This is a genomic window from Salinibacterium sp. NG253, from assembly GCF_015864945.1.
GTDB lineage: Bacteria > Actinomycetota > Actinomycetes > Actinomycetales > Microbacteriaceae > Rhodoglobus.
Window position 1 is genome coordinate 419,557 of record NZ_JADYWF010000001.1, and the last position, 21,325, is coordinate 440,881.

Annotated in this window: 19 protein-coding genes and 1 tRNA gene; 8 read left to right on the forward strand and 12 right to left on the reverse strand. The window is 60.5% G+C overall.

Annotated elements, in window-relative coordinates; genetic code table 11:
- Positions 1-147 precede the first annotated feature (147 nt).
- From I6E52_RS02015 to I6E52_RS02025, 3 genes are all read right to left on the reverse strand, one after another.
- Positions 148-1,536: a pyridoxal-dependent decarboxylase gene (locus I6E52_RS02015; protein WP_197154500.1), complete on the reverse strand. Its 1,389-nt coding sequence runs from the start codon at positions 1,534-1,536 to the stop codon at positions 148-150.
- Positions 1,537-1,662: 126 nt separating this feature from the next.
- A tRNA-Val gene (locus tag I6E52_RS02020) sits at positions 1,663-1,735 on the reverse strand.
- Between the two features lie 75 nt (positions 1,736-1,810).
- Positions 1,811-2,287 carry a peroxiredoxin gene (locus tag I6E52_RS02025; RefSeq protein WP_197154501.1) on the reverse strand — a complete coding sequence of 159 codons (477 nt, stop codon included), beginning with the start codon at positions 2,285-2,287 and terminating at the stop codon, positions 1,811-1,813.
- A gap of 178 nt (positions 2,288-2,465) precedes the next feature.
- On the opposite strand from I6E52_RS02025, the gene aceE reads away from it, so the two are divergent.
- From aceE to I6E52_RS02055, 6 genes are all read left to right on the forward strand, one after another.
- Positions 2,466-5,192, forward strand: coding sequence for a pyruvate dehydrogenase (acetyl-transferring), homodimeric type (aceE, locus tag I6E52_RS02030; RefSeq protein ID WP_197154502.1), 2,727 nt, complete (start codon positions 2,466-2,468; stop codon positions 5,190-5,192).
- Positions 5,193-5,318: 126 nt separating this feature from the next.
- On the forward strand, positions 5,319-6,392 hold the full coding sequence (locus tag I6E52_RS02035; protein ID WP_231601162.1) for a CdaR family transcriptional regulator: 1,074 nt from the start codon (positions 5,319-5,321) through the stop codon (positions 6,390-6,392).
- A 92-nt stretch (positions 6,393-6,484) separates the two neighbouring features.
- Positions 6,485-7,405, forward strand: a complete 921-nt coding sequence (locus tag I6E52_RS02040) for an ACP S-malonyltransferase (RefSeq protein ID WP_197154503.1) — start codon at positions 6,485-6,487, stop codon at positions 7,403-7,405.
- Positions 7,402-8,406, forward strand: a complete 1,005-nt coding sequence (locus I6E52_RS02045; protein WP_197154504.1) for a beta-ketoacyl-ACP synthase III — start codon at positions 7,402-7,404, stop codon at positions 8,404-8,406. The genes I6E52_RS02040 and I6E52_RS02045 overlap by 4 nt, the downstream gene beginning before the upstream one ends.
- 68 nt (positions 8,407-8,474) lie before the next feature.
- A complete protein-coding gene (locus tag I6E52_RS02050) occupies positions 8,475-8,723 on the forward strand; it encodes an acyl carrier protein (protein ID WP_197124471.1) in 249 nt (82 codons plus the stop codon).
- Between the two features lie 113 nt (positions 8,724-8,836).
- Entirely contained in the window at positions 8,837-10,072 is a 1,236-nt protein-coding gene (locus tag I6E52_RS02055) for a beta-ketoacyl synthase (protein ID WP_197154505.1), read from the forward strand.
- Between the two features lie 129 nt (positions 10,073-10,201).
- On the opposite strand, the gene I6E52_RS02060 is transcribed toward I6E52_RS02055, so the two are convergent.
- The 7 genes from I6E52_RS02060 to I6E52_RS02090 form a co-directional block, all read right to left on the reverse strand.
- Positions 10,202-10,939 carry an SDR family oxidoreductase gene (locus I6E52_RS02060; RefSeq protein WP_197154506.1) on the reverse strand — a complete coding sequence of 246 codons (738 nt, stop codon included), beginning with the start codon at positions 10,937-10,939 and terminating at the stop codon, positions 10,202-10,204.
- Positions 10,940-11,291: 352 nt separating this feature from the next.
- Entirely contained in the window at positions 11,292-11,795 is a 504-nt protein-coding gene (locus tag I6E52_RS02065) for a DUF3145 domain-containing protein (protein WP_197124467.1), read from the reverse strand.
- Between the two features lie 195 nt (positions 11,796-11,990).
- Positions 11,991-12,833: an ABC transporter ATP-binding protein gene (locus I6E52_RS02070; RefSeq protein ID WP_197154508.1), complete on the reverse strand. Its 843-nt coding sequence runs from the start codon at positions 12,831-12,833 to the stop codon at positions 11,991-11,993.
- Positions 12,830-13,684 carry an ABC transporter ATP-binding protein gene (locus tag I6E52_RS02075; RefSeq protein ID WP_197154510.1) on the reverse strand — a complete coding sequence of 285 codons (855 nt, stop codon included), beginning with the start codon at positions 13,682-13,684 and terminating at the stop codon, positions 12,830-12,832. The genes I6E52_RS02070 and I6E52_RS02075 overlap by 4 nt, the downstream gene beginning before the upstream one ends.
- A complete protein-coding gene (locus I6E52_RS02080; RefSeq protein ID WP_197135709.1) occupies positions 13,681-14,535 on the reverse strand; it encodes an ABC transporter permease in 855 nt (284 codons plus the stop codon). The genes I6E52_RS02075 and I6E52_RS02080 overlap by 4 nt, the downstream gene beginning before the upstream one ends.
- Entirely contained in the window at positions 14,532-15,593 is a 1,062-nt protein-coding gene (locus I6E52_RS02085; RefSeq protein WP_197154511.1) for an ABC transporter permease, read from the reverse strand. Before I6E52_RS02085 ends, I6E52_RS02080 begins: the two co-directional genes overlap by 4 nt.
- A gap of 14 nt (positions 15,594-15,607) precedes the next feature.
- Positions 15,608-17,170, reverse strand: a complete 1,563-nt coding sequence (locus I6E52_RS02090) for an ABC transporter substrate-binding protein (protein ID WP_197154512.1) — start codon at positions 17,168-17,170, stop codon at positions 15,608-15,610.
- Between the two features lie 134 nt (positions 17,171-17,304).
- On the opposite strand from I6E52_RS02090, the gene I6E52_RS02095 reads away from it, so the two are divergent.
- Positions 17,305-17,892, forward strand: coding sequence for an Lrp/AsnC family transcriptional regulator (locus tag I6E52_RS02095; RefSeq protein WP_197156877.1), 588 nt, complete (start codon positions 17,305-17,307; stop codon positions 17,890-17,892).
- A 4-nt stretch (positions 17,893-17,896) separates the two neighbouring features.
- Here the strand turns inward: I6E52_RS02095 and I6E52_RS02100 are convergent, their stop codons facing one another.
- Positions 17,897-18,646 carry a hypothetical protein gene (locus I6E52_RS02100; protein WP_197154513.1) on the reverse strand — a complete coding sequence of 250 codons (750 nt, stop codon included), beginning with the start codon at positions 18,644-18,646 and terminating at the stop codon, positions 17,897-17,899.
- A 273-nt stretch (positions 18,647-18,919) separates the two neighbouring features.
- Between I6E52_RS02100 and I6E52_RS02105 the strand changes: the two genes are divergently transcribed.
- A complete protein-coding gene (locus tag I6E52_RS02105; protein WP_197154514.1) occupies positions 18,920-19,558 on the forward strand; it encodes a PadR family transcriptional regulator in 639 nt (212 codons plus the stop codon).
- 50 nt (positions 19,559-19,608) lie between these two features.
- On the opposite strand, the gene I6E52_RS02110 is transcribed toward I6E52_RS02105, so the two are convergent.
- Positions 19,609-21,291, reverse strand: a complete 1,683-nt coding sequence (locus tag I6E52_RS02110; protein ID WP_197154515.1) for a bifunctional 3'-5' exonuclease/DNA polymerase — start codon at positions 21,289-21,291, stop codon at positions 19,609-19,611.
- Between the last annotated feature and the right edge of the window lie 34 nt (positions 21,292-21,325).

Consider the following 21,325-nt stretch of genomic DNA (forward strand, 5'->3'; position numbering starts at 1 on the left):
GTGCAACAAATATGAGGGATATGCCGATCCAGAAGACTGCGGTTTACGCCTCTCCCCCAGTGTGGACGCGCCGATGAACGCAATCGGCCCGACTCTGATGGCTGCAGTTGTCGACATGGTGCGAGCGTATGGCCACGGAACCGAGCGTCAGTGCAGACCGCGAAAGAGGGAAAGAATCGCGGAAGCGCTTCGCGAAACGTCTTCTGCTGAAGTAGCCCAGTTGGTGACCGATACGCGCATCGCGGCGTGGTCGTTCCACGTTGTTCCGCTCACCCAGCAGGTTCCTTCTCTTTGAACTCCCGCCACCACCGCCCGCGTGATGTCATCATCGTTGGCGAAACGCACCAGCACCTGGTTCAGAACAACATCGTTCAGTATCCGCACTCCGGCATCCTGCCCCAACAACGCAGCCATTTCCCGAGCTCGTGCGCAGCCACGATTAACGAGATCGGCAATACCGTCGCGCCCGAGCGTGCGCAGAGCCGCATAAATGGGAATCGCTCTCGCCCGTCGCGAAAGTTCAGGAACCCAATCGATCGCATCCCGCTCAACTCCGTGAGTTTGGATGAGGTATTCAGCCGACGACGTCATCGAGGCACGATGATCCGCCGAATGCCTCACAATCGCGAGCCCGCTGTCATAGGGAACGTTCAACCACTTATGCGCATCCGTCGACCAAGAATCTGCGAGATCAATTCCATCCGCGAACGGGGCGAGCTCTGCGCTCGCTCGTGCCCACAAACCGAATGCTCCATCGACGTGCAGCCACGCACCGGCATCCCGAGCAATCTGTGCAATTTCTCTCACCGGGTCGAAGCACCCGCTATTGACATTGCCGACTTGGGCACAAATGATCGTCGGCCCGTCGAGCGTCGCCACAAGATCGCGCAGACGATCCGCACGCATCCGTCCCTGACCATCAGATTCAACGACATTTAGTGAGCGAGTGCCGTACCCGAGATAACGAAATGCAACATCAATAGTGACGTGAGCCCCTGCCCCCACCACCAGATTCACGTGCGGCGCCCCCGCAACGCCGTCGAGTTCGACATCCCACCCGACGCGCCTCAACACGTTGTGTCGCGCCGCTGCAAGACACGTGAAGTTCGCCATTTGGCCGCCGGTAACAAAACCGACAGAGGATTCGCGCGGGAGATCGAGCAGTTCCAGCATCCATTCGGCAGCAATTTCTTCTATCGCTGCCGAGAACGGTGAGATCACATGGATGCCGGCATTCTGATCCCAGGTCGACACGAGCCAGTCTGCAGCGAGGGCGACCGGTTGCGTGCCACCGATCACGAAGCCGAAGTACCGCGGTGAGCTACATGCCGTCATGCCGACATCAGCCTGACTCGCCAGCAGATCGATGACCGCCGAGGGGTCCTCTCCCGTCACCGCAAGCGGTGTGTGCAAGTTCGCCATCATCTCGTCGCGACCGTGCTGACTTCCGACATGTCTGGTGGCTAGTCCGTGGAGATACCTGGTGGCGTGATTGCGTGCCGTTTCCAGCACAGGATCCAGTGACTCATTCGACATGATGTCCCACCTCGCAAGGCGACGTCGACCCGAGTGTATCGACGTCAATCGTGCACGGAGCATACCGCTGAAAACGACCGGAAAACGAAGAAAACCCCCGTCAGTGACGGGGGTTTTCTGTTGCGGTGGGCCCTACCGGGATCGAACCGATGACATCCACGGTGTAAACGTGGCGCTCTACCAGCTGAGCTAAAGGCCCGCAGCGACGCAATGCGAAGCAGCGCTCGATAATGTTACACGGCTTTTGACGGCCCGTTACACACACCCACAAAATCTATGAATCAGCGGCGGAAGTGAGCGCCACAATTGCCTGCTCGTAGTCAGAAAACGCTCGTGCTTCCCCCAACGCCGACTCGATAACGCTCTGCACAACACCATTGCGATCGATGAGAAAACTGGCTCGACGAGCAAATCCCTTGTCCTCCAGAAATACCCCGAACTGCTTCGCGACCGCGCCATGAGGCCAAAAATCCGACAGCAGCGAGAGGCGGAAGCCCGTGTCATCCGACCACGCCCGCAGCGTAGCCACAGAGTCAACCGAAATCACCACAACTTCGACACCCGCGCTGGCCGCGATGTCATGCCAGTCGTTAAACTGGGCGACCTCAGCGGCACAGACCGGCGAAAATGCGAGAGGGATGAAGACAACGAGCACCGCGCGCCGCGAAAGCAACTCCTGCAAACTGACCGTCTGCCCGTGCTGATTGCGCAACTCGAAATCGGGCGCAACAGCCCCTCGCGTGATTGTCATACGAAACCTTCCCCAGAAAACCGTCGAAATCGCCCACAATTGCGGGAGAAAATGGCCCGGTTCGAATCTTGCCGCATTCGACAACTAGAATCGATGGGCGTAGTCGATCCCATCACATCCGCAACCCGGTAGTGCCTCGACTCGCACGACTCTGTTCTCTACACGAAAGAGGTCAACGGTGACGGTAAACGACCAGGACCCATACTCGGTAACCAACACCGATAAGGACCCGGAGGAGACCGCCGAGTGGAACGAATCACTCGACTCCCTCGTTGCAGCACAAGGCCACGAGCGCGGTCGCGAGATCATGCTCAGCCTTCTCAAGCGTTCTAAAGACTTGCACCTTGGTGTGCCGATGGTTCCGACAACGGACTACATCAACACCATCGCCAAAGAAGATGAGCCCGACTTCCCGGGTGACGAAAAACTCGAACGTCGCTACCGTGCGTGGATTCGCTGGAATGCCGCAATCACTGTGCACCGCGCACAACGACCCGGTGTGGGCGTTGGTGGGCACATCTCGACGTACGCGTCGTCTGCTGCCCTCTACGAAGTAGGGCACAACCACTTCTTCCGTGGTGCAGACCACGAATCTGGTGGAGACCAAATCTTCTACCAGGGCCACGCCTCCCCCGGTATGTATGCTCGCGCCTTCCTCGAAGGTCGCATGAGCGAAGACCAGCTGAAGGGCTTCCGTCAAGAGAAGTCACAGGCACCGAATGGCATCTCGAGCTACCCGCACCCGCGCCTCATGCCGGAGTTCTGGCAGTTCCCCACGGTCTCGATGGGTCTCGGCCCGATCAACGCGATCTATCAGGCCCAGAACAACAAGTACATCAGCAACCGTGGCATCAAGGATGTGTCAGAGAAGCAGGTCTGGGCATTCCTCGGTGACGGTGAGATGGACGAGGTCGAAAGCCGTGGCGCCCTCCAGTGGGCAGCCAACGAGAAGCTCGACAACCTCAACTTTGTCATCAACTGCAACCTGCAGCGCCTTGACGGCCCCGTTCGCGGTAACGGCAAAATCATTCAGGAGCTCGAGAGCTTCTTCCGGGGTGCCGGCTGGAACGTCATCAAGGTTGTCTGGGGCCGCGAGTGGGATGACCTGCTCGCCAACGACACTGAGGGCGCACTGCGCGACCTCATGAACCGCACTCCCGACGGCGACTACCAGACCTACAAGGCAGAGTCTGGCGCTTACGTTCGCGAGAACTTCTTCGGTCGCGACCCGCGCACGCTCAAGATGGTTGAACACCTCTCGGACGACGATGTGTGGAACCTCAAGCGTGGTGGCCACGACTACCGCAAGGTCTACGCCGCGTTCAAGGCAGCCAGTGAGCACAAGGGGCAGCCGACGGTCATCCTCGCGAAGACGGTCAAGGGCTACGGCCTCGGCCCCAGCTTCGAGGGCCGCAATGCGACCCACCAGATGAAGAAGCTCACGCTCGACAACCTCAAAAAGTTCCGCGACGAAATGCACATCCCGATTACGGATGCCGCGCTCGAAGCAGATCCGTACCAGCCCCCGTTCTACCACCCGGGTGAAGACGATGAGGCCATTCAGTACATGCAAGAGCGCCGGCGTGAACTTGGCGGCTATGTGCCTGAGCGTCGCACCAAGTACACGCAGCTCGAGCTTCCCGAAGCAAAGACCTATGACGTCGTCAAGAAGGGCTCCGGCAAGCAGGAGATCGCCACCACCATGGCCTTCGCCCGCCTGCTCAAGGACCTCTTGCGCGACAAGTCCATCGGTAACCGCATTGTGCCGATCATCCCGGATGAGGCACGCACGTTCGGCATGGACGCCTACTTCCCCACGGCGAAGATCTACAACCCCGCCGGGCAGCACTACACCTCGGTAGACCGCGAGCAGTTGCTGGCCTACAAGGAGAGCCCGCAGGGCCAGATCGTGCACGTTGGCATCAACGAAGCAGGAGCATTTGCTGCTTTCACGGCCGTCGGCACTTCCTACGCCACCAACGGCGAGCCGCTCATCCCGGTCTACGTCTTCTACTCGATGTTCGGGTTCCAGCGCACGGGCGATGCCATGTGGGCTGCTGGCGACCAGATGGCGCGCGGTTTCATCATGGGCGCCACTGCCGGTCGCACGACGCTGACGGGTGAGGGACTGCAGCACGCTGACGGACACTCGATTCTGTTGGCATCCACCAACCCCGCAGTGGTTAGCTACGACGCTGCCTACGGCTACGAGCTCGGCCACATTGTGCGCGCTGGTATCGAGCGGATGTACGGCGGCAAGCACGAAGACCCCAACGTCATGTACTACCTGACCTTGTACAACGAGCCACTTGTTCAGCCTGCTGAGCCGGAGAACTTCGATGTCGAGGGTGCACTGAAGGGTATTTACCACCTGTCGTCGCCGACTATCACTGGCCCCAAGGCTCAATTGATGGCATCCGGTGTCGCAGTGCCGTGGGCGCTAGAAGCGCAGCAGATTCTGGCCTCGGACTGGGGCGTTGCAGCCGATGTCTGGTCGGTCACGTCCTGGACGGAGCTTCGTCGCGATGGAATTGCTGCTGAAGAGCACAACTTCCTTCACCCCAACGAAGAACCTCACATTCCCTACGTCACGACAAAGCTCGCGGATGCCAAGGGCCCGTTTGTTGCGGTCACCGACTTCATGCACGCGGTCCCCGATCAGATCCGGGCGTTCGTTCCCGGTGAGTTCGCGACTTTGGGTGCTGATGACTTCGGTTTCTCAGACACACGAGCTGCTGCACGCCGCTTCTTCAAGATCGACAGCCACTCGATGGTCGTTCGCACTTTGGAGATGCTCGTGAAGCGCGGCGAGATGGATCCTGCTGTTCCGGCTCAAGCGATTGAGAAGTACAGCCTTCACGACGTCAACGAAGGCACCACCGGTTCCGCCGGCGGCGAAAGCTAGGTCGCAACCATTCCCCCGGTACAAAAAACTAAGGCGCAAACACTCGCCTGGTTACGTGTCATCACGGGCGAACTCTCGACTGCAACGCTCAAACGGCTTGAGGACACGCTGCCCTGGTATAGCAAAATGCCACCAGGGCGGCGTTCCGCTGTCGGTTTAGTTGCTCAGGCTGGCATCACGAGCTTCATCAGCTGGTTTGAAGACCCGACGACGACGCCGTGGATTGCGGCGGACGTGTTTGGGGCTGCCCCGCGAGAACTTTTGCGTTCGGTTTCGCTGCAGCAAACGCTTCAACTGATTCGGATCGCCGTCGAAGTTGTTGAAGCGCGCGTGAAAGCGGATGACGACGTCTTGCGGGAAGCGATCCTGTTGTACTCGCGGGAAATCGCGTTTGCCTCGGCAGATGTCTACGCTCGTGCGGCAGAAGCTCGAGGACTCTGGGATGCCCGCCTTGAAGCCCTCGTCGTGGACTCGATTCTGAGTGGCGAGTACGACAACGAGCTTCCGAGTCGCATCGCAGCGCTGGGATGGAATGGTCACGGCGAGGTCTGTGTTCTCGTCGGAACGTCTCCACGCCAGCTCGACGTCGATCAGCTTCGGCGAACAGCTCGTCATCTCGACGCTGACGTTCTCATCGGGGTGCAGGGCAGTCGACTTGTGCTCGTTATTGGTCGCGCAGCTCCCCGTTCAGAAAAGGCGGAAGATGCTGAGCCCCTACCGTTCATCACGATCGCCGAGCAGCTCGAGCCGGGATTCGGAAGCGGGCACCTTGTGCTCGGGCCGGAAGTGCCGAGCTTGGTCGACGCTTCCAAGAGCGCAAAAGCTGCTCTTGCCGGCTTTGCGGTAGCGCGGTCCTGGCGTAACGCGCCTCGACCGACTATGGCCGACGACCTGCTGCCGGAGCGCGCGTTCGCGGGCGACCCGTTGGCACGGTCGACTCTCATCAACAAGATCTACAAACCGCTGCAGGCACACTCGACCGATCTACTGACGACTCTGTGGTGCTACCTCGATAATGGTCGCTCTCTTGAAGCCACTGCTCGCGAACTCTTTGTGCACCCCAACACGGTGCGCTATCGCTTGAAGCGAGTCAGCGAAGTGATTGGCTGGGATGCGACTGGTGCACGGGAGGCGTTGATTCTGCAAGCGGCTCTCATCGTGGGTTCCATTTCTGATCCCGAGCCGGGACGCGCCCGCTAACCATCCCGCTTTGGTGAGTTCACACAACGATCCCTCCAAGCTTTGGTGGGCTTATCCAAGCGATTCCGACGAAAGATTGGCAGACTAGCTAAGTGATTGTTGTAGTAGCGCCCGGACAGGGCTCCCAGACCCCCGGTTTTCTCGAGCCATGGCTCGAAGATTCCTCTCTGCGCGACCAACTCGGCGCGATCTCAGAAGCCGCCGGCATCGACCTGATCGCCCACGGAACGACGTCGGATGCCGACACCATCCGTGACACCGCAGTCGCTCAGCCACTCATCGTCGCCGCTGGACTACTCACGTTGAGCGCACTGACGGCAGGCGACCGCCGCAAGCACATCGGTGCGGTCGCTGGACATTCAGTCGGCGAGATCACGGCCGCCGCGGCATCCGGAATTCTGTCCGAAAGCGATGCGATGCGCTTTGTCGTCGAGCGTGGTGCGGCAATGGCTTCCGCCGCCGCACTGGAATCAACGGGCATGTCCGCCGTCATCGGCGGAGACGAAGAGGCGCTGCTTGAGCGTCTTGCCGAGCTGGGACTGCAGCCAGCGAATTTCAACGGTGGCGGACAAATCGTTGTTGCCGGAGCGCTGGATGCTCTCGCGAAGCTCTCCGAAGACCCCCTCAAGGGAACGCGGGTAATTCCGCTTCAGGTCGCGGGAGCCTTCCACACCCGCTACATGCAACCAGCTGTCGCCCACCTCGAGACATTCGCTGCGACCCTCACGGCGCACGACCCCACGTTGCCGATCTACACCAACCGTGACGGTTCGCTCATCGAGAGCGGGTCGCACTTCGTCGATCTCCTGGTGGGGCAAGTGTCGTCGCCGGTTCGTTGGGATCTCACGATGAACTCACTGGCGGATGCCGGCGTCACCGGAATTATTGAACTTGCGCCCGCTGGCGCTCTTGTTGGCCTCGCCAAGCGCGGACTCCGGGGCATCCCGGCCGTCGCCGTGAAGACACCAGACGATTTATCCGCAGCATTTGACCTGATGGAGGCCAACGCATGACCGCACCCACCCTCACCCAGTCCGCCGGGTCACAGTTCACCAAGATTTACAGTTATGGCGCTGCCCGCGGTGACCTGGTTGTGGACAACAATCAGCTCGTTGAAGCAATCGACTCGAGCGATGAGTGGATTCAGCAGCGCACCGGCATGATCACCCGCCGTCGCGCGTCAGCGGGCATCCTCGCGGTCGATCTCGCCACAGATGCCGCTCGCGAAGCGATTGAGAAGTCTGGCGTCGACCCGTCGGAGATCGACCTCGTCATCATCGCGACGATCAGCAATGTTCTGCAGACACCCTCGATGTCTGCAGTTGTCGCCGACCGCGTGGGAGCCAACCCTGCCGCGGCGTACGACGTGAACGCTGCCTGCGCGGGCTTCAGCTACGCGGTCACTCAGGCTGATGCTTTGATTCGCGCGGGAGCGGCCACATACGCTCTCGTAATCGGCGCCGAGAAGCTCTCTGATCTTGTCGATCCCACCGACCGCAGCATTTCCTTCCTTCTGGCTGATGGTGCCGGCGCTGTTGTTATTGGCCCGAGCGACACCCCCGGTATCTCGGCTCCGGTTTGGGGCTCGGATGGCTCGAAGGCTGACGCGATCAAAATGAACGCAACGCTCGTCGACTTTCGCGAGGGCGAAGCAGCGTGGCCGACCCTCCGCCAAGAGGGCCAGACCGTTTTCCGTTGGGCAGTCTGGGACATGGCAAAGGTTGCCAAGGAAGCGTTGGATGTCGCGGGTATCACCGCAGAAGACCTCGCTGCGTTCATCCCTCACCAGGCCAACATGCGCATCATCGACGAGTTCGCGAAGCAACTGAAGCTGCCCGAGTCTGTAGTTATCGCTCGCGACGTTGCCGACATGGGCAACTCGTCGGCAGCATCCATCCCGCTCGCGACACACCGTCTGCTCGAAGAACACCCCGAATTGAGCGGCGGCCTCGCCCTTCAGATCGGTTTTGGCGCTGGTCTCGTCTTTGGCGCGCAAGTAATCGTTCTGCCGTAGTACCCCCGCTCGACGCGGCTGCTGGCCTACACTGGCTAACGGTCAATTTACATCCCAAGGAGAAAAACATGGCACTGTCCACTGAAGAAGTTATGGCCGGATTGGCTGAGCTCATCAACGACGAGACCGGCATTGCGACCGACACTGTTGAGATGGGCAAGTCGTTCACCGATGACCTCGACATCGACTCCATCTCGATGATGACGATCGTTGTTAACGCCGAAGAGAAGTTCGACGTCAAGATCCCCGACGAAGAGGTAAAGAACCTCAAGACCGTCGGTGACGCAGTGAACTTCATCACCAACGCTCAGGCGTAACACCCGCTCGACGTGGATGGCCAACCGCACTCGCTGCGGTTGGCCTCCGCGCAGCACTGCAGAAGTCTGCCGTTGGCGGGCTTTCTGAGCCATGCACTCAAAAGGAACGTGAAATGACCAAAAAGATCGTTGTCACCGGTATCGGTGCCACTACGCCCATCGGCGGAACCGCGACCGAGTCGTGGAACGCCCTTCTCGCTGGCGAATCCGGAGCCCGCTCTCTCGAGCAGGACTGGGTCGAAAAGTATTCTCTCCCCGTAACGTTTGCGGCGCAGGCAAAAGTGCGCCCCGAAGAGGTTTTGGAGCGCGTCGAGTACAAGCGACTCGATCCTTCCAGCCAGTTCGCCCTCATCTCGGCACGCGAAGCGTGGGCCGATGCGGGCTCACCTGACGTCGACCCTGAGCGTATTGGTGTTGACTATTCCACCGGTATCGGCGGACTCTGGACGCTCCTTGACGCGTGGGACACCCTGCGCGAAAAGGGTCCACGCCGCGTTTTGCCGATGACTATTCCGATGCTGATGCCGAACGCTGCTGCAGCCGCCATCAGCATGGCGATCCCGTCACGTGCCTATGCTCGCACCGACGTTTCTGCGTGTGCCTCCAGCACCGAGGCTCTCGCCAACGCCTACGCTCACCTTCAGGCAGGGCTTGCGGATGTCGTGATTGCCGGTGGAACGGAAGCAGTGGTTCACCCGCTTCCTATCGCCGCGTTCGCGTCGATGCAGGCACTCTCGAAGCGCAACGACGACCCGGCGACGGCTTCGCGCCCCTACGACGTCTCCCGCGATGGTTTCGTTCTCGGCGAAGGAGCCGCAACGCTCGTTCTGGAGACCGAAGAACACGCTCTTGCTCGCGGCGCACGCATTTATGCTGAGCTCGCCGGTGGCGCTGTCACGAGTGACTCGTACCACATCACCGCTCCCGACCCCGAGGGAACCGCCGCAGCACGCGCCGTGCGCGACGCCCTCGAAGCTGCCGGAGCAACGCCAGAAGACGTTACCCACATCAACGCGCACGCCACGAGCACGCCCGTTGGCGATATTGCCGAGTACAAGGCGCTCCTGCGCATTTTTGGTGACCACCTGCCCAACATTCCGGTTTCCGCCACCAAGGGCGCGACCGGCCACCTCCTGGGCGGCACAGGGGCACTCGAGGCGATCTTCACGGTGCTGGCACTCCATCACCGCACGGCTCCCCCGACCATCAACCTCACGAACCAAGACCCCGAGATTCCGCTGGACGTCGTCACGTCGCCCCGCGATCTCGGCTCAGGCCCCCAGCTGGCCATCAGCAACTCGTTCGGCTTTGGTGGACACAACGCTGTCGCCGCATTCCGTTCGGTTTAGTCACGGAGCTGGCTCGGCCGCTTTAGCGAGTTGAGTGTTAACGAAGAATCGCCCGTCCGATCAATGATCGGACGGGCGATTCTCGTTAAGCGTTGTCAGTGCGTGAACACGCTCCGCTAGGTTCGAGCGCTAGTTGACCGCGCCGTCGCCCGCGAGAACCCCACCGTCGATGATGAATTCAGATCCGGTCGAGTAACTTGCGTCCTCGCTGGCGAGGAAGAGAACCATTTTGGTGACTTCTTCCGGCTCTCCGAGACGAGGAATCGGCGTGCTTGAGTCGTCGGTCTCCAAGCCATCAGTCATGGGAGTGCGGATGTTACCGGGGTGAACAGAGTTGACTCGCACACCCTGGTGTCCGAGTTCCATGGCGACAGACTTCGTCAAGCCGCGAAGGCCAAACTTGGAGGCTGTGTAGCCGTGGAGGGCGGCGAAGCCCTGCATGCCAGCCGTCGACGAGATGTTCACGATAGAGGAGGTCTCGTTCTTGACCAATTCGGGTGCCGCCGACTTGATGCCGAGGAAGGCGCCGGTGAGGTTAATCCCGATGATCAGCGACCAATCCTTAGCGGTATAAGTGTCGAGAGTGCCGAAGTTTGCGATTCCGGCGTTGTTGATCAGGACGTTGAGGCCGCCGAAGGTGTCGACCGCAAGCTTCACAGCCGCAAGCCACTCTTCCTCGTTGGTGACATCGAGGTGGGCATAGACGGCACTCTCACCAAGTTCGTCCGCGAGAGTCTGGCCCTCAGCATCCAAAACGTCGGTGATGACAACCTTGCCACCCTCGGCGACAATGGCACGACTGTGGGACTCGCCCATTCCGCGGGCACCACCGCTAATGAGAACTACTTTTCCGTCAAAACGAGACATGATGTTCCTTCCAAATCCTGAAATAGTTTCAGCCGGAAGAACAAGGTCCGAGGACCCGGGAACGGTCCGTTGTGGCAACCGTGCCCGAAAACTTCCGGCCACGTCTTAACGCTACGCCGGGAGTCTGCTGGAAGCTACCTGAACGGCACGCTCGCAGCGAACAATCAGTCGCACAAATGTGCAGACCGAGGGAATTAGAGGATGGAACGACATCCATCATGGAGAGAGCACTCTCCATCAAAAGTCGAATCGACGGAATCGAGCACGACGTCAACGCAGTCATGCCATTCGATGAGTGGAATCCGAGTGTCAACCGCAACTTCTGGGAGAGCCGTGCGTTCGGAAATCATCGTCAACCTACCTTGTGAAGCCACACAACTGCAGAATCTTGACTGGCGTGACGGAACGACTCAAGTTCGTCGTCCCACGCCTGGCCGAGAGCAAGGCGAAGTTCGCGGTGCAGCTCGAAAGCATCGGAACCCGCAGCTTCCATCGCGTAGCGCAAGCGGTCTTCCGGAATCACCATGTTGCCGACGCTGTCGGTCTGCGCGAAGAAGATGCCGAGGTCGGGCGTGTGCATCCAGCGACCGCCGTCCGAACCCGGACTCGGGTCTTCGGTGACTTCGAAACGGAGGTGTTCCCATCCACGCAGGGAGGATGCAAGCGTGGCACCGGAGCCCTGCGGCCCCTCCCAATAGAACTCAGCACGCTGAGAACCTTTGAGCACGGGTTGATCATCCCAGTCAAAGTTCACGGCACGTTCAAGGGCGCGACCAGCAGCCCACTCGATGTGTGGGCAGAGCGCGCGAGGAGCAGAGTGCACGTAGAGCACTCCGCGAGCGTTTTGTGCAGTCACGATATCTCCGTTCCGTTGGATGCGACTTCCCCATCGACCCACGAACGGTGCCTGTGACGGCACGGAGCTGTTAAATTGTGCGGCGAACCGCTTGGGGACATTATCCCCGAATAATCCGCCAAAACACAAGCGTGTAGTTACATTTACGCAATTTGGGCGCAATCGTACCCACTCGAGAGGAACCGCTGACGCGGATTATGCGCGGTCGAGGGCCTCAGGAAGCGTCATCCGCCACTCTTCTGGAGCGTCTGCAGCCGGTGCAGCAGGCAGGTTGCCCTTGCCATCAGGCTCGGGAATCGCCGAGATGAGCGCTCGCGTGTACGGATGCACTGGGTCATTCCAGATCAGATCCGAAACGCCAGATTCGACGATCTTGCCGCGGTACATCACCACGGTGCGGTCGGCGATGAGGCGCACGATAGCGAGGTCGTGAGAGATGAAGAGCAACCCCGCGCCGGCATCGAGCGCGAGCTTGCGCATCATGTCAGCGACGGATGCCTGGCTGGACGCATCCAGAGCAGAAATCGGTTCGTCGGCGACCAAGAGATCGGGGCGCGCAGCCAAGGCGCGAGCGATAGCGACACGTTGACGTTGCCCACCCGAGAGTTCGTGAGCGTAGCGCGACACCATCTCGATGGGGAGCCCGACACGTTCGAGCCATTCTTCGGGCTGCGAGCCTTCATCGCCACGTTCAACGGCAGCGCGGATGCCTTCTGATATCTGCTGCCCCACGCGAATCCGCGGGTTCAGGGATGAGTTGGGATCTTGGAAGACCATCTGGATCGATGTGAACTGTGCGCGACGACGGCGAACACCCAACAACGGAACTTCAGAACCGCGATAGGTCACAGCGCCGGCACGAGGCTTTTCCATTCCCACAACAGCGCGGGCCAAGCTCGACTTGCCACAACCGCTCTCCCCCACGAGAGCCAGCACTTCGCCGGGAGCAATCGTGAGCGAAACCTCGTCGACCGCGCGTACGACAGTCGCACCGTGGTACTCAATAACGAGGTCTGAAACCTCAAGCAGTTCACTCATTCGCTTGCCTCCTCGAAGCCAGCAGCGCCCGGTAGTGACGCAAGCAGCTCGCGCGTGTACGCGTGCTGCGGATTCACGAAGATTTCGCTGCGCACATTCGACTCCACAATCTCGCCATGACGCATCACCGCAATGTCATCCGCAATCGCGCTCATCACCCCGAGGTCGTGGGTTACGAGCAGCACTGCGAGTTGGCGCTCATCGGCCAGATCACGCAGAAGGTGCAGGATGCCCGCCTGAACGGTCACGTCGAGCGCCGTAGTCGGCTCATCGGCGAGCAACACGATCGGATCGCAGGCCAAAGCGATGGCGATAGCGATGCGCTGGCGCTGGCCGCCCGAAAACTGGTGCGGGTAGCGGGCAAGAGCCTCAGCCGGATTCGGGACTCGAACCCGATCGAGCAGCTCGATAGCGTGCGCCCGTGCCTGCTTAGCGGACATCTTCAAATGGCGCTTCACGTGATCAGTGAGCTGCGTGCCCACCGTCAACTGCGGGTGCAGACTCGACGAGGGGTCCTGGAAGATCATCGCAATACGACGCCCACGAATATCGTTGAGCTGCCGATGAGTCATTCCCACCAACTCGGTGTCGCCCAAACGAATCGAGCCCCCGACGACGGCGTTGCTCGGCAACAATCCCAACATCGCGAGCGACGTGACCGTCTTGCCCGAGCCCGACTCCCCCGCGAGACCCTGGATGCGTCCGGGGGTAAGCGCGAGGCTGATGCCCTTAACGATGGACTTCAGGTTCTTACGCGAGCCGATGCCGATAGTGAGGCCGGCGACCGTGAGCACCGGCGTGGTGCTTGCGGCTGCGGCATCCGCAGTCTGAGGTGTTGTGATGTCGCTCATGACCGTGCCCCCGCTCGCGATACCTGGGAGGTGGGATCGAAGATGTCTCGCAGTGAGTCACCCACGAAGTTGAACGCCATAACGACGGTGAGGATGGCCAGCCCAGGGAACAACCCGATCCACCAGCTGTCGAAGTTTTGGATGGCGGCAGAAATCATGGAGCCCCACTCGGCCGTCGGCGGCTGCGCACCGAGACCCAGGAACGAGAGGCCAGAAAGCAACAGGATCGCGGTTCCCACATCGAGGCTCGCGAGAACCAGAATCGGACCAACCACGTTGGGCGCGATATCGACGCGCAAAGTTTTGAACGGCGAGAAGCCCATAAGACGGCCAGCCATGACGTAGTTCTGCGTTCGCAACCCCAACACGATACTTCGCGTCATTCGGGCATATTGCGGCCACGAGACCACAAACGCGGCGATGACGGCGTTGAAAAGCGACGGACCAAGAGCAGCCGCAACGACCATCGCGAGGATGACCGTGGGGAAAGCCATGACGAGGTCCGTCAGCCGCATGAGCAACTCATCGACCCACTTGCCGAAGTAGCCGGCAATGGCGCCAATGAGGGTTCCCACGACGAGCGACATCAGCACGAGCATGAGCGCCAGCGGGATCGTGACGCTGGCACCGGTCATCAGGCGGGAGAAAATGTCACGGCCGAGAGCATCCGTGCCCATCAGAGTGTCGATACCGGGGGCCTGCAGTCGCGGCAAGTCTTGCGACAGCGGATCGAAAGGAACCCACAACCGCGCAGTGAAGGCGATGCCCACCCACGTGATGGCGATAACGGCACCAATGACGCCGAGCGGAGTAATCCACGCGGCGGGAATCTTTAGCCAACGCTTTCTCATGCGAGCCTCACCCTCGGGTCGAGTACACCGTAAAGAAGGTCGACGGCGAAGTTGATAGACAGGTAGACAACGCCAACGACGAGACCGACGCCCATGACGCCGGGCAGATCGAGGCTGGTTGCCGAGTTGTAGGCGTAGCTGCCGAGGCCGGGCCACGCGAACACTGCCTCGACGAGCACAGTGCCCGAGAGCAGCGTTCCAAACGCAAGACCCACGATCGTGAGGATGGGCAGCGATGCTCCGCGAAGCACGTACCCGAAGAGTAGGCGGGGACCGCTGAGCCCCTTCGCACGGCCGGCACGCACATAATCGGCATCCAACACCTCGAGCACAGAAGTGCGAACGAAGCGCGTCAGGAGCCCAATTGTGAAGAGCGACAACACGAAGACGGGAAGCATAAGGTGCGCGAGCGCATCAGTGAATGTCACCCACTGGCCGGCCAGGAGCGCATCGACCGTGTAAAAACCAGTCACGGTGGGCGGCGGCGCGAGGGCCGGCGAGAGACGCCCCGAACCGGGCGCGATGCGCAGTTGCAGGAAGAAGAAGTTGAAGCTGACCAGTGCCATCCAGAATGTGGGGATGCTGAGGCCGATCAGCGAAAACACGCGAACAAGTTGGTCGCTGATCTTGCCGCGGCGGTAGGCCGCGAGCGAACCGAGCGCAACACCAACACCAAGGCTCACGACGATGGCCAGCAGAGCAATCTCGACCGTGGCGGGAACGGCCTTAGCAAGGTCGTCGGCCACCGGCTGGGTAGTGCGCAGTGAGATACCCATGTCGCCGTGGAACAGGCCGCTGATGTAGTTGGCATACTGCACCGGGAGCGGCTGGTCGAGGCCGCGCTCCTTGATATACGCCTCGACGGTGGCGGGGTTGCTCGCCGCCCCTTCACCGAGTGCTGCCGCAATGGGGTCACCCGGCACCAGGTTCGCGAGAGCGAACGTGACAATAGTGACTCCGAAGAGGAGCAGGACTGAGGTTCCGAGGCGACGAAGCAGGTACCCGACCAGAGGTGATCTGGCCGAGTACCTGCGGGTCGCGCGGGGTGTATTTCCCACGCTAGAGATTCTTTCTACTTAGCTTGCAGTTCAGCGATGTCCATCGTCCACGTGGAGTTGTAGGCAACTCCATCAATGTACGAGGCGGTCGCAATGTTCGAGCCGGGAACGATCAACGGAACGAACGGGCCACGCTGCTGCAGCGCTTCAGCGAAGTTGCTGAAGGCAGTCTCGCGCTCGTCGAAGTTCGTGGCGTTCTCTGCTGCTGCAGCGAGGTTCACCACGTCGCTGTCTTGGTCTGCGGTCCAACCAGCGCGCAGTCCGACCTTCTGTCCGGCCGAGAACGGCAGGAAGTTAGCGGAGTCGGCGTAGTCAGGGCCCCAGAACCAGATGCTGAAAGCTTCGGTTCCGTTGACGTAGCTATCGATCTGGGTGGTGAACGGCGCCGGAGCGAGTTCGATGGTGATTCCGGCATCCGCAAGCTGCGACTGAACGCGCTCGGCGAGCGGGGTGAAGCTCACTCCACCAACCGGGTAGTCGTTCGGGTATTCGAGCGTGATGCTCTCACCGTCGTAGCCGGACGCTTCGAGCGATGCTGCTGCAACGTCGAGGTCTTGCGCCACACCGTTCTCCAGCGCGCCGAGGAATGACGGCGGGATAACACCGGTTGCCTGCTCAGAGCCGGCACCAGCAAGTTCGAGCAGTGCCGGGTAGTCGAGTGCGTAACGAACCGCATTCGCGAAGTCGGCGTTGGCGGTAACGCCACCTACCTCTTCGCTCTGGTTGATCAGAAGGAAGATCGTCTGAGCCGACGGTGTCGAGAAGATGTTGATGCCATCGCTCAGGCTCGCGACCTGGTCACCGCTGAGGTCAACGGCTACCTGCGAGTCATCGCCCTCAAGGTTGATCTTCTGGGTTGCGGCCTCAGAAACGTTGCGGATAACAACGCGAGTGAAGTCGATGTCTTCCTCACCGTTATAGTTCTCGTTCTCGGTGAGCACTACCTGGGACTCGAAGTTGATCGAGTCGAGGATGTACGGGCCGGAACCAGCGGACGTCTCGTTCAAGAATGCTTCAGCAGCATCCGAGTCATCGGTCGTTCCGCCGTTTTCGATAACGAGAGCGGAGTTCAGGATGGCGAGCGACGGGTTCGTCATGAGGGCGGGGAGCTTGAGCGACGGGGTCTCCGTGCTGAGCTCAACGGTCATGTCGTCGATCTTGGTGACGGTGATGCCGTTCATCAAGAAGTTCGCCTTGCTCTCGGTCATTCCCGCAACGCGGTTGAGCGAGAACACGACGTCATCAGCAGTGATCGCCGAGCCGTCAGAGAAGACGCGCCCGTCTTCGAGGGTGAACGTGAAGACCGTCGCATCATCGTTGGACTCGTACGACGCGAGGCCGTTAACGGGAGTCGACTCGTCGGAGCCGGCGAAGTCGAGGAGCGTCTCGTAGAGAGCCTTCGACACCATGTAACCGGTCGGAACGTAGTTGCGTCCCGGGTCGCTGGTCTCGAGTGTGAAAGCGGTGTCAATAACGATGCTGTCGCTTGCTTCGGGTGCTGCTGCAGCGCAACCGGCGAGTGCCAGTGATGCAGTCAGTCCGAATGCGGCCGCTACGTAGCGGAACTTAGTGCGCAAAGGGAAACTCCTTGTGGTTATAGAACAGCCTCTGGACGGCTGTGCTTGAGATTGGCACAATTCCCGCTAGTCTGTCCAATCAAAGGCCTAATCATTCAGACCATGGCTCAAACATGAGGGAGATTTCACTCAATATGTCCAGCAAAGCCCCCACCGGCTCGTCCAGTACTGGACAATCACAGCCCGTATTGGACGAGATCAACCTGAAGATATTGAGCGAACTCCGCTATAACGGACGAATATCAATGTCCGCTCTTGCGGAGAAGGTAAATGTCTCGCGCGCCAATGTCTACACGCGCGTTGAGCAACTCATGTCCGATGGTGTGATTACGGGCTTCAGCGCCCAAGTCGATCCGGCAAAAACCGGGCTCGGAATCTGCGCGCTCGTGTTTCTCTCTGTGCATCCGCAGACCTGGGCAAGCTTCCGTGACCGCATCACCAACATGACCGAGATCGAGTCCTGCCGCATCACCACCGGCGAGCATGACGCCATGCTGCTAATCCGTGGACACGAGGTTGGAGCCATTCACGATTTCATCGTTGGAGTGCTTTCCGTGCTGCCCGAAGTGAAATCGCTTGAGACGGTGCTGGTGCTCGATGAAGTCTTTCAGCGCCCGTACCTACTGCCGACGGATCTCCCCGAGCGAGCGCAAGAACCTGCGCAGTTGGGGCTTACCCGATTCACCCGCGCCGACCCGAACCGTGCGGGCCTCAACAACTAGCGCGCTAGACGACCTGCACGCAGACGCTCGAGCCGGGCACTCCATCGAGCACGAACTCTTCAACAAGTTCGAATCGGCCATCAGCACGCGACCCTAGTGTGGTGCTGCTGTCGCCCAGAAGCGTGGCGTCACTAGCGATGACATGGTGCACGAAAAACTCATCGAGCACGCCATCACGGTACCGCCCTACGCAGTGGCCCGACGTTACCGTGTCCCCGTAGTAGAAACCCCACAGCACTCCCGAGTTCTCAGAGAATTCGAACCGAGTGGGTTCCGCTGCAACGGTGCTCGCGCTCGACTCTTCGAGGATGAAGGTCGTGCCATCGAGCTGCGGTTGTGTGCGCAGAGCCGGGTCAAGTTCTGGCCACGCGGCGCAACGATCCGCTTCGACACAAATGCTGACCTGAGGTTGGCCATCCTTGTCAAAAGTTTCGTACAGCTCGAGCTTGCCCTCAGCGTTCCATTGGATGGTGCTCTCGGCGTGGCCGAGCACGACCTCGCCACCAGAAACGAGCCGGTGAGCGAAGCTAATCGAAACGACGTTTCCGCTTCGACGCCCGACAAACCGTCCCACTGAGACAGTGTCTCCGTAGTACTGGCCCCAAATCATGGAGCCGTCTTGGTGATACCGAAACCGTGTCGGTGATTCGGTAGACACAGCGCTGCCCGATGACGAGACTAAGACGAATTCGCGATCGTTGATCGACTCGGGAACGGCTTGCGCCTCTGCTGGGGCCACTGATGCATCACTCACGCAGATGAGTATGGGCCGTGAGTCGGTCTGCGCGAAATCCGGCACGAAGAGTCCAGTTCATCTTGCGGCTACGTCGAACGGGTGGACATTCTCGTACATCCGGGGGCTTGTCGATGCGATTAATCCACCGCACAAATTGAGCATCGCCACGACAAAGCCGCGAATTCGGCGGCGCGAAGAACTCGACACACCGCGGAACAACGGCCGCGCATCCGCCTCGTGGCTATCGTCGTTTAGTACATACTCAGTATCGACTTACCCGGAAGGTCTGGCATGTCAATCCGCCACAGCTTGCTGATGATTCTGGCGCAGGGCCCCTGTTACGGCTATCAGTTGCGTTCGGAATTCGACCGGCGCACCGGATCGACTTGGCCGCTCAACGTCGGACAGATATACAACACGCTCGATCGCCTCGTGCGCGATGATCTCGTGACCAAAGCGAGCGCGCCCCACGACGCAGACCCTGACTCCTCGCAACAGACGTATTACACGATCACGGATGCCGGAAAGATCGAAGCGGAACACTGGCTCGCCACCCCGGTCGACAGCTACTCCGTGAGCCGCGACGAACTAGCAATCAAACTCGCTATTGCCGTAACTCTTCCCGGCGTCGATGCGCACGCCGTGATCGAACACCAACGCGAGGCGACGCGAGGCGCTGTTGATGCGCTCTCCCTTACCGCCGAAGTACGTGAGGATGCCCGCGATGCCAGTCAGTTCGCTGAACAACTCGTCACCGATTCGCTTTTCGCCCACGCCGAGGCCGAGTTGCGCTGGCTTGACCACGTTGAGGCGGCACTGACGACCGCTCAATCGCATGGCCTCGTTGACGCGTTTCCCTTGAACCTCACCAAGCCCAAACGTGGCCGCCCGGCCACGGCTGCCTCGGTGAACGAAGCGGCGATCGCCTGACCGATCCGAAGGACGCTGCCCGCTAGAGTGCCGCGGCTCCGTGCGCGCCGCTATTTAGCTTGATCGTAGCGATCGACGATGGCGGTCGTGAGCGGAAACGTGACCGGAATATCGCCAAACACAAGGCGTCCAGCATCTGCCGCAGCCGCCGTAATGTGCTCGGCGACCCTGTCTGCCAGTTGGGCCGGAGCGTGCACCACGACCTCGTCGTGTAGGAAAAACACGAGGTGGGGCGCGTCGGTAAACCACGCGGCATCCGAAAGCTGACCAAGGCGATTGCGGATGCTCGCCATCCAGCAGAGCGCCCACTCGGCAGCGGTTCCCTGCACGATAAAGTTTCGCGTGAAGCGGCCCCACGACCGCCCCCGTTCTTGAGACGCCGCACGTTGAGCGGGCGACTGCGAATCGTCGTAAGTTGCCGCGTGGGTACCGGGAGGGGAACTGCGACCCAGCTGAGTGCTCACGACTTCGCCACGCTCGCCTGCCCGAGCCGCCTGCTCAACGAGGGCAATCGCCTGCGGGTAGGCCCGCGCTAGCCGAGGCATCAATCGGCCGCTCTCCCCCGAGGTCGCTCCGTACATCGCGCCGAGCATCGCAAGCTTCGCGTGAGCACGAGTGTCGACCGCACCACTGGCCACAATGCCCTCGTAGAGGTCACCAGATGCCCCAGCAGCAACCATTCCGCGGTCACCGGCCAGAGCTGCCAGAATGCGTGGCTCGAGTTGAGACGCGTCGGCGACCACAAACTTCCAGCCCGGGTCGGCCTTCACAGCGCCGCGGATGAGGTGCGGTAGCTGCAAGGCCCCTCCGCCACTGGTCGCCCACCGGCCGGTAACGACGCCGCCGGGCACGTAGTCGGGACGAAAGCGCCCGTCGACAACCCACGAGTCGAGCCACGACCATCCATTGGCCGTCATGAGACGTTGCAACTTCTTGAACTCGAGAAGCGGTTCAATCACCGGATGCTTCAACTGTTTGAGCTCCCACGAGCGCGTTGTTGTGGCTTGAATTCCTGCAACGCTGAGGGCCCGTAAGAGCTCGGCGGGAGATTCAGGTGTGAGTCGCGGCGAGTCGAGCAGGAGGCGGATCTGATCAACGAGCATCTGGAGCTTCACCGGGCGTTCACCCTCAACACTCGGTCGCGACCCCAACATCACAGTCAGAATCGCGTCATGAGCTTCGGCACTCCATGGGAGACCAGCAAAACGCATCTCGGCTGCGATGAGCGCGCCCGCAGACTCCGCGGAAAGAAGCCGTTGCAGTCGGCCAGCTTCGGTTGAGGAGGCCACGGCGTCGAGTTGACTCAAGAATTCGCCGAGTACGTCGAGTTCTTCGTCGGCAACCTGCGCCTGGTCATCCTCAAAGTCGAAGAGCGTCGAATGTTGCGGGGCACGGTGCTCGATGGGAGCTTCGACTCCGGCTTGAATAAGCGCATCCCAGCGGCTTGGCGGTGCCTGTGCCAGCGTTGACTCACGAGTGAAAGCGGAGTTACGGAGAATCGCGTGACAGAGCCGAAGGTCGAAGCACCGGTTCACTCTGACGTGGGCAGCCAAAAGCCCCGGGTACCACGCTGAAGTGTCGTGCCATACCCAGCGAATGTCGGGCTCAGCGCGTTGGGACTGCACCACGAACGCCGCCACGTCGTCAACCGCGTGCTCGGCAATGACCGCGCCGTCTGCAGCCACTCGGGTGGCGGTGAGGGTGCGGCCGCTAGTCGCGAGCACGAGGTACACATGACTAGTCTGCCCTGCGCCGCCGACAGCGATT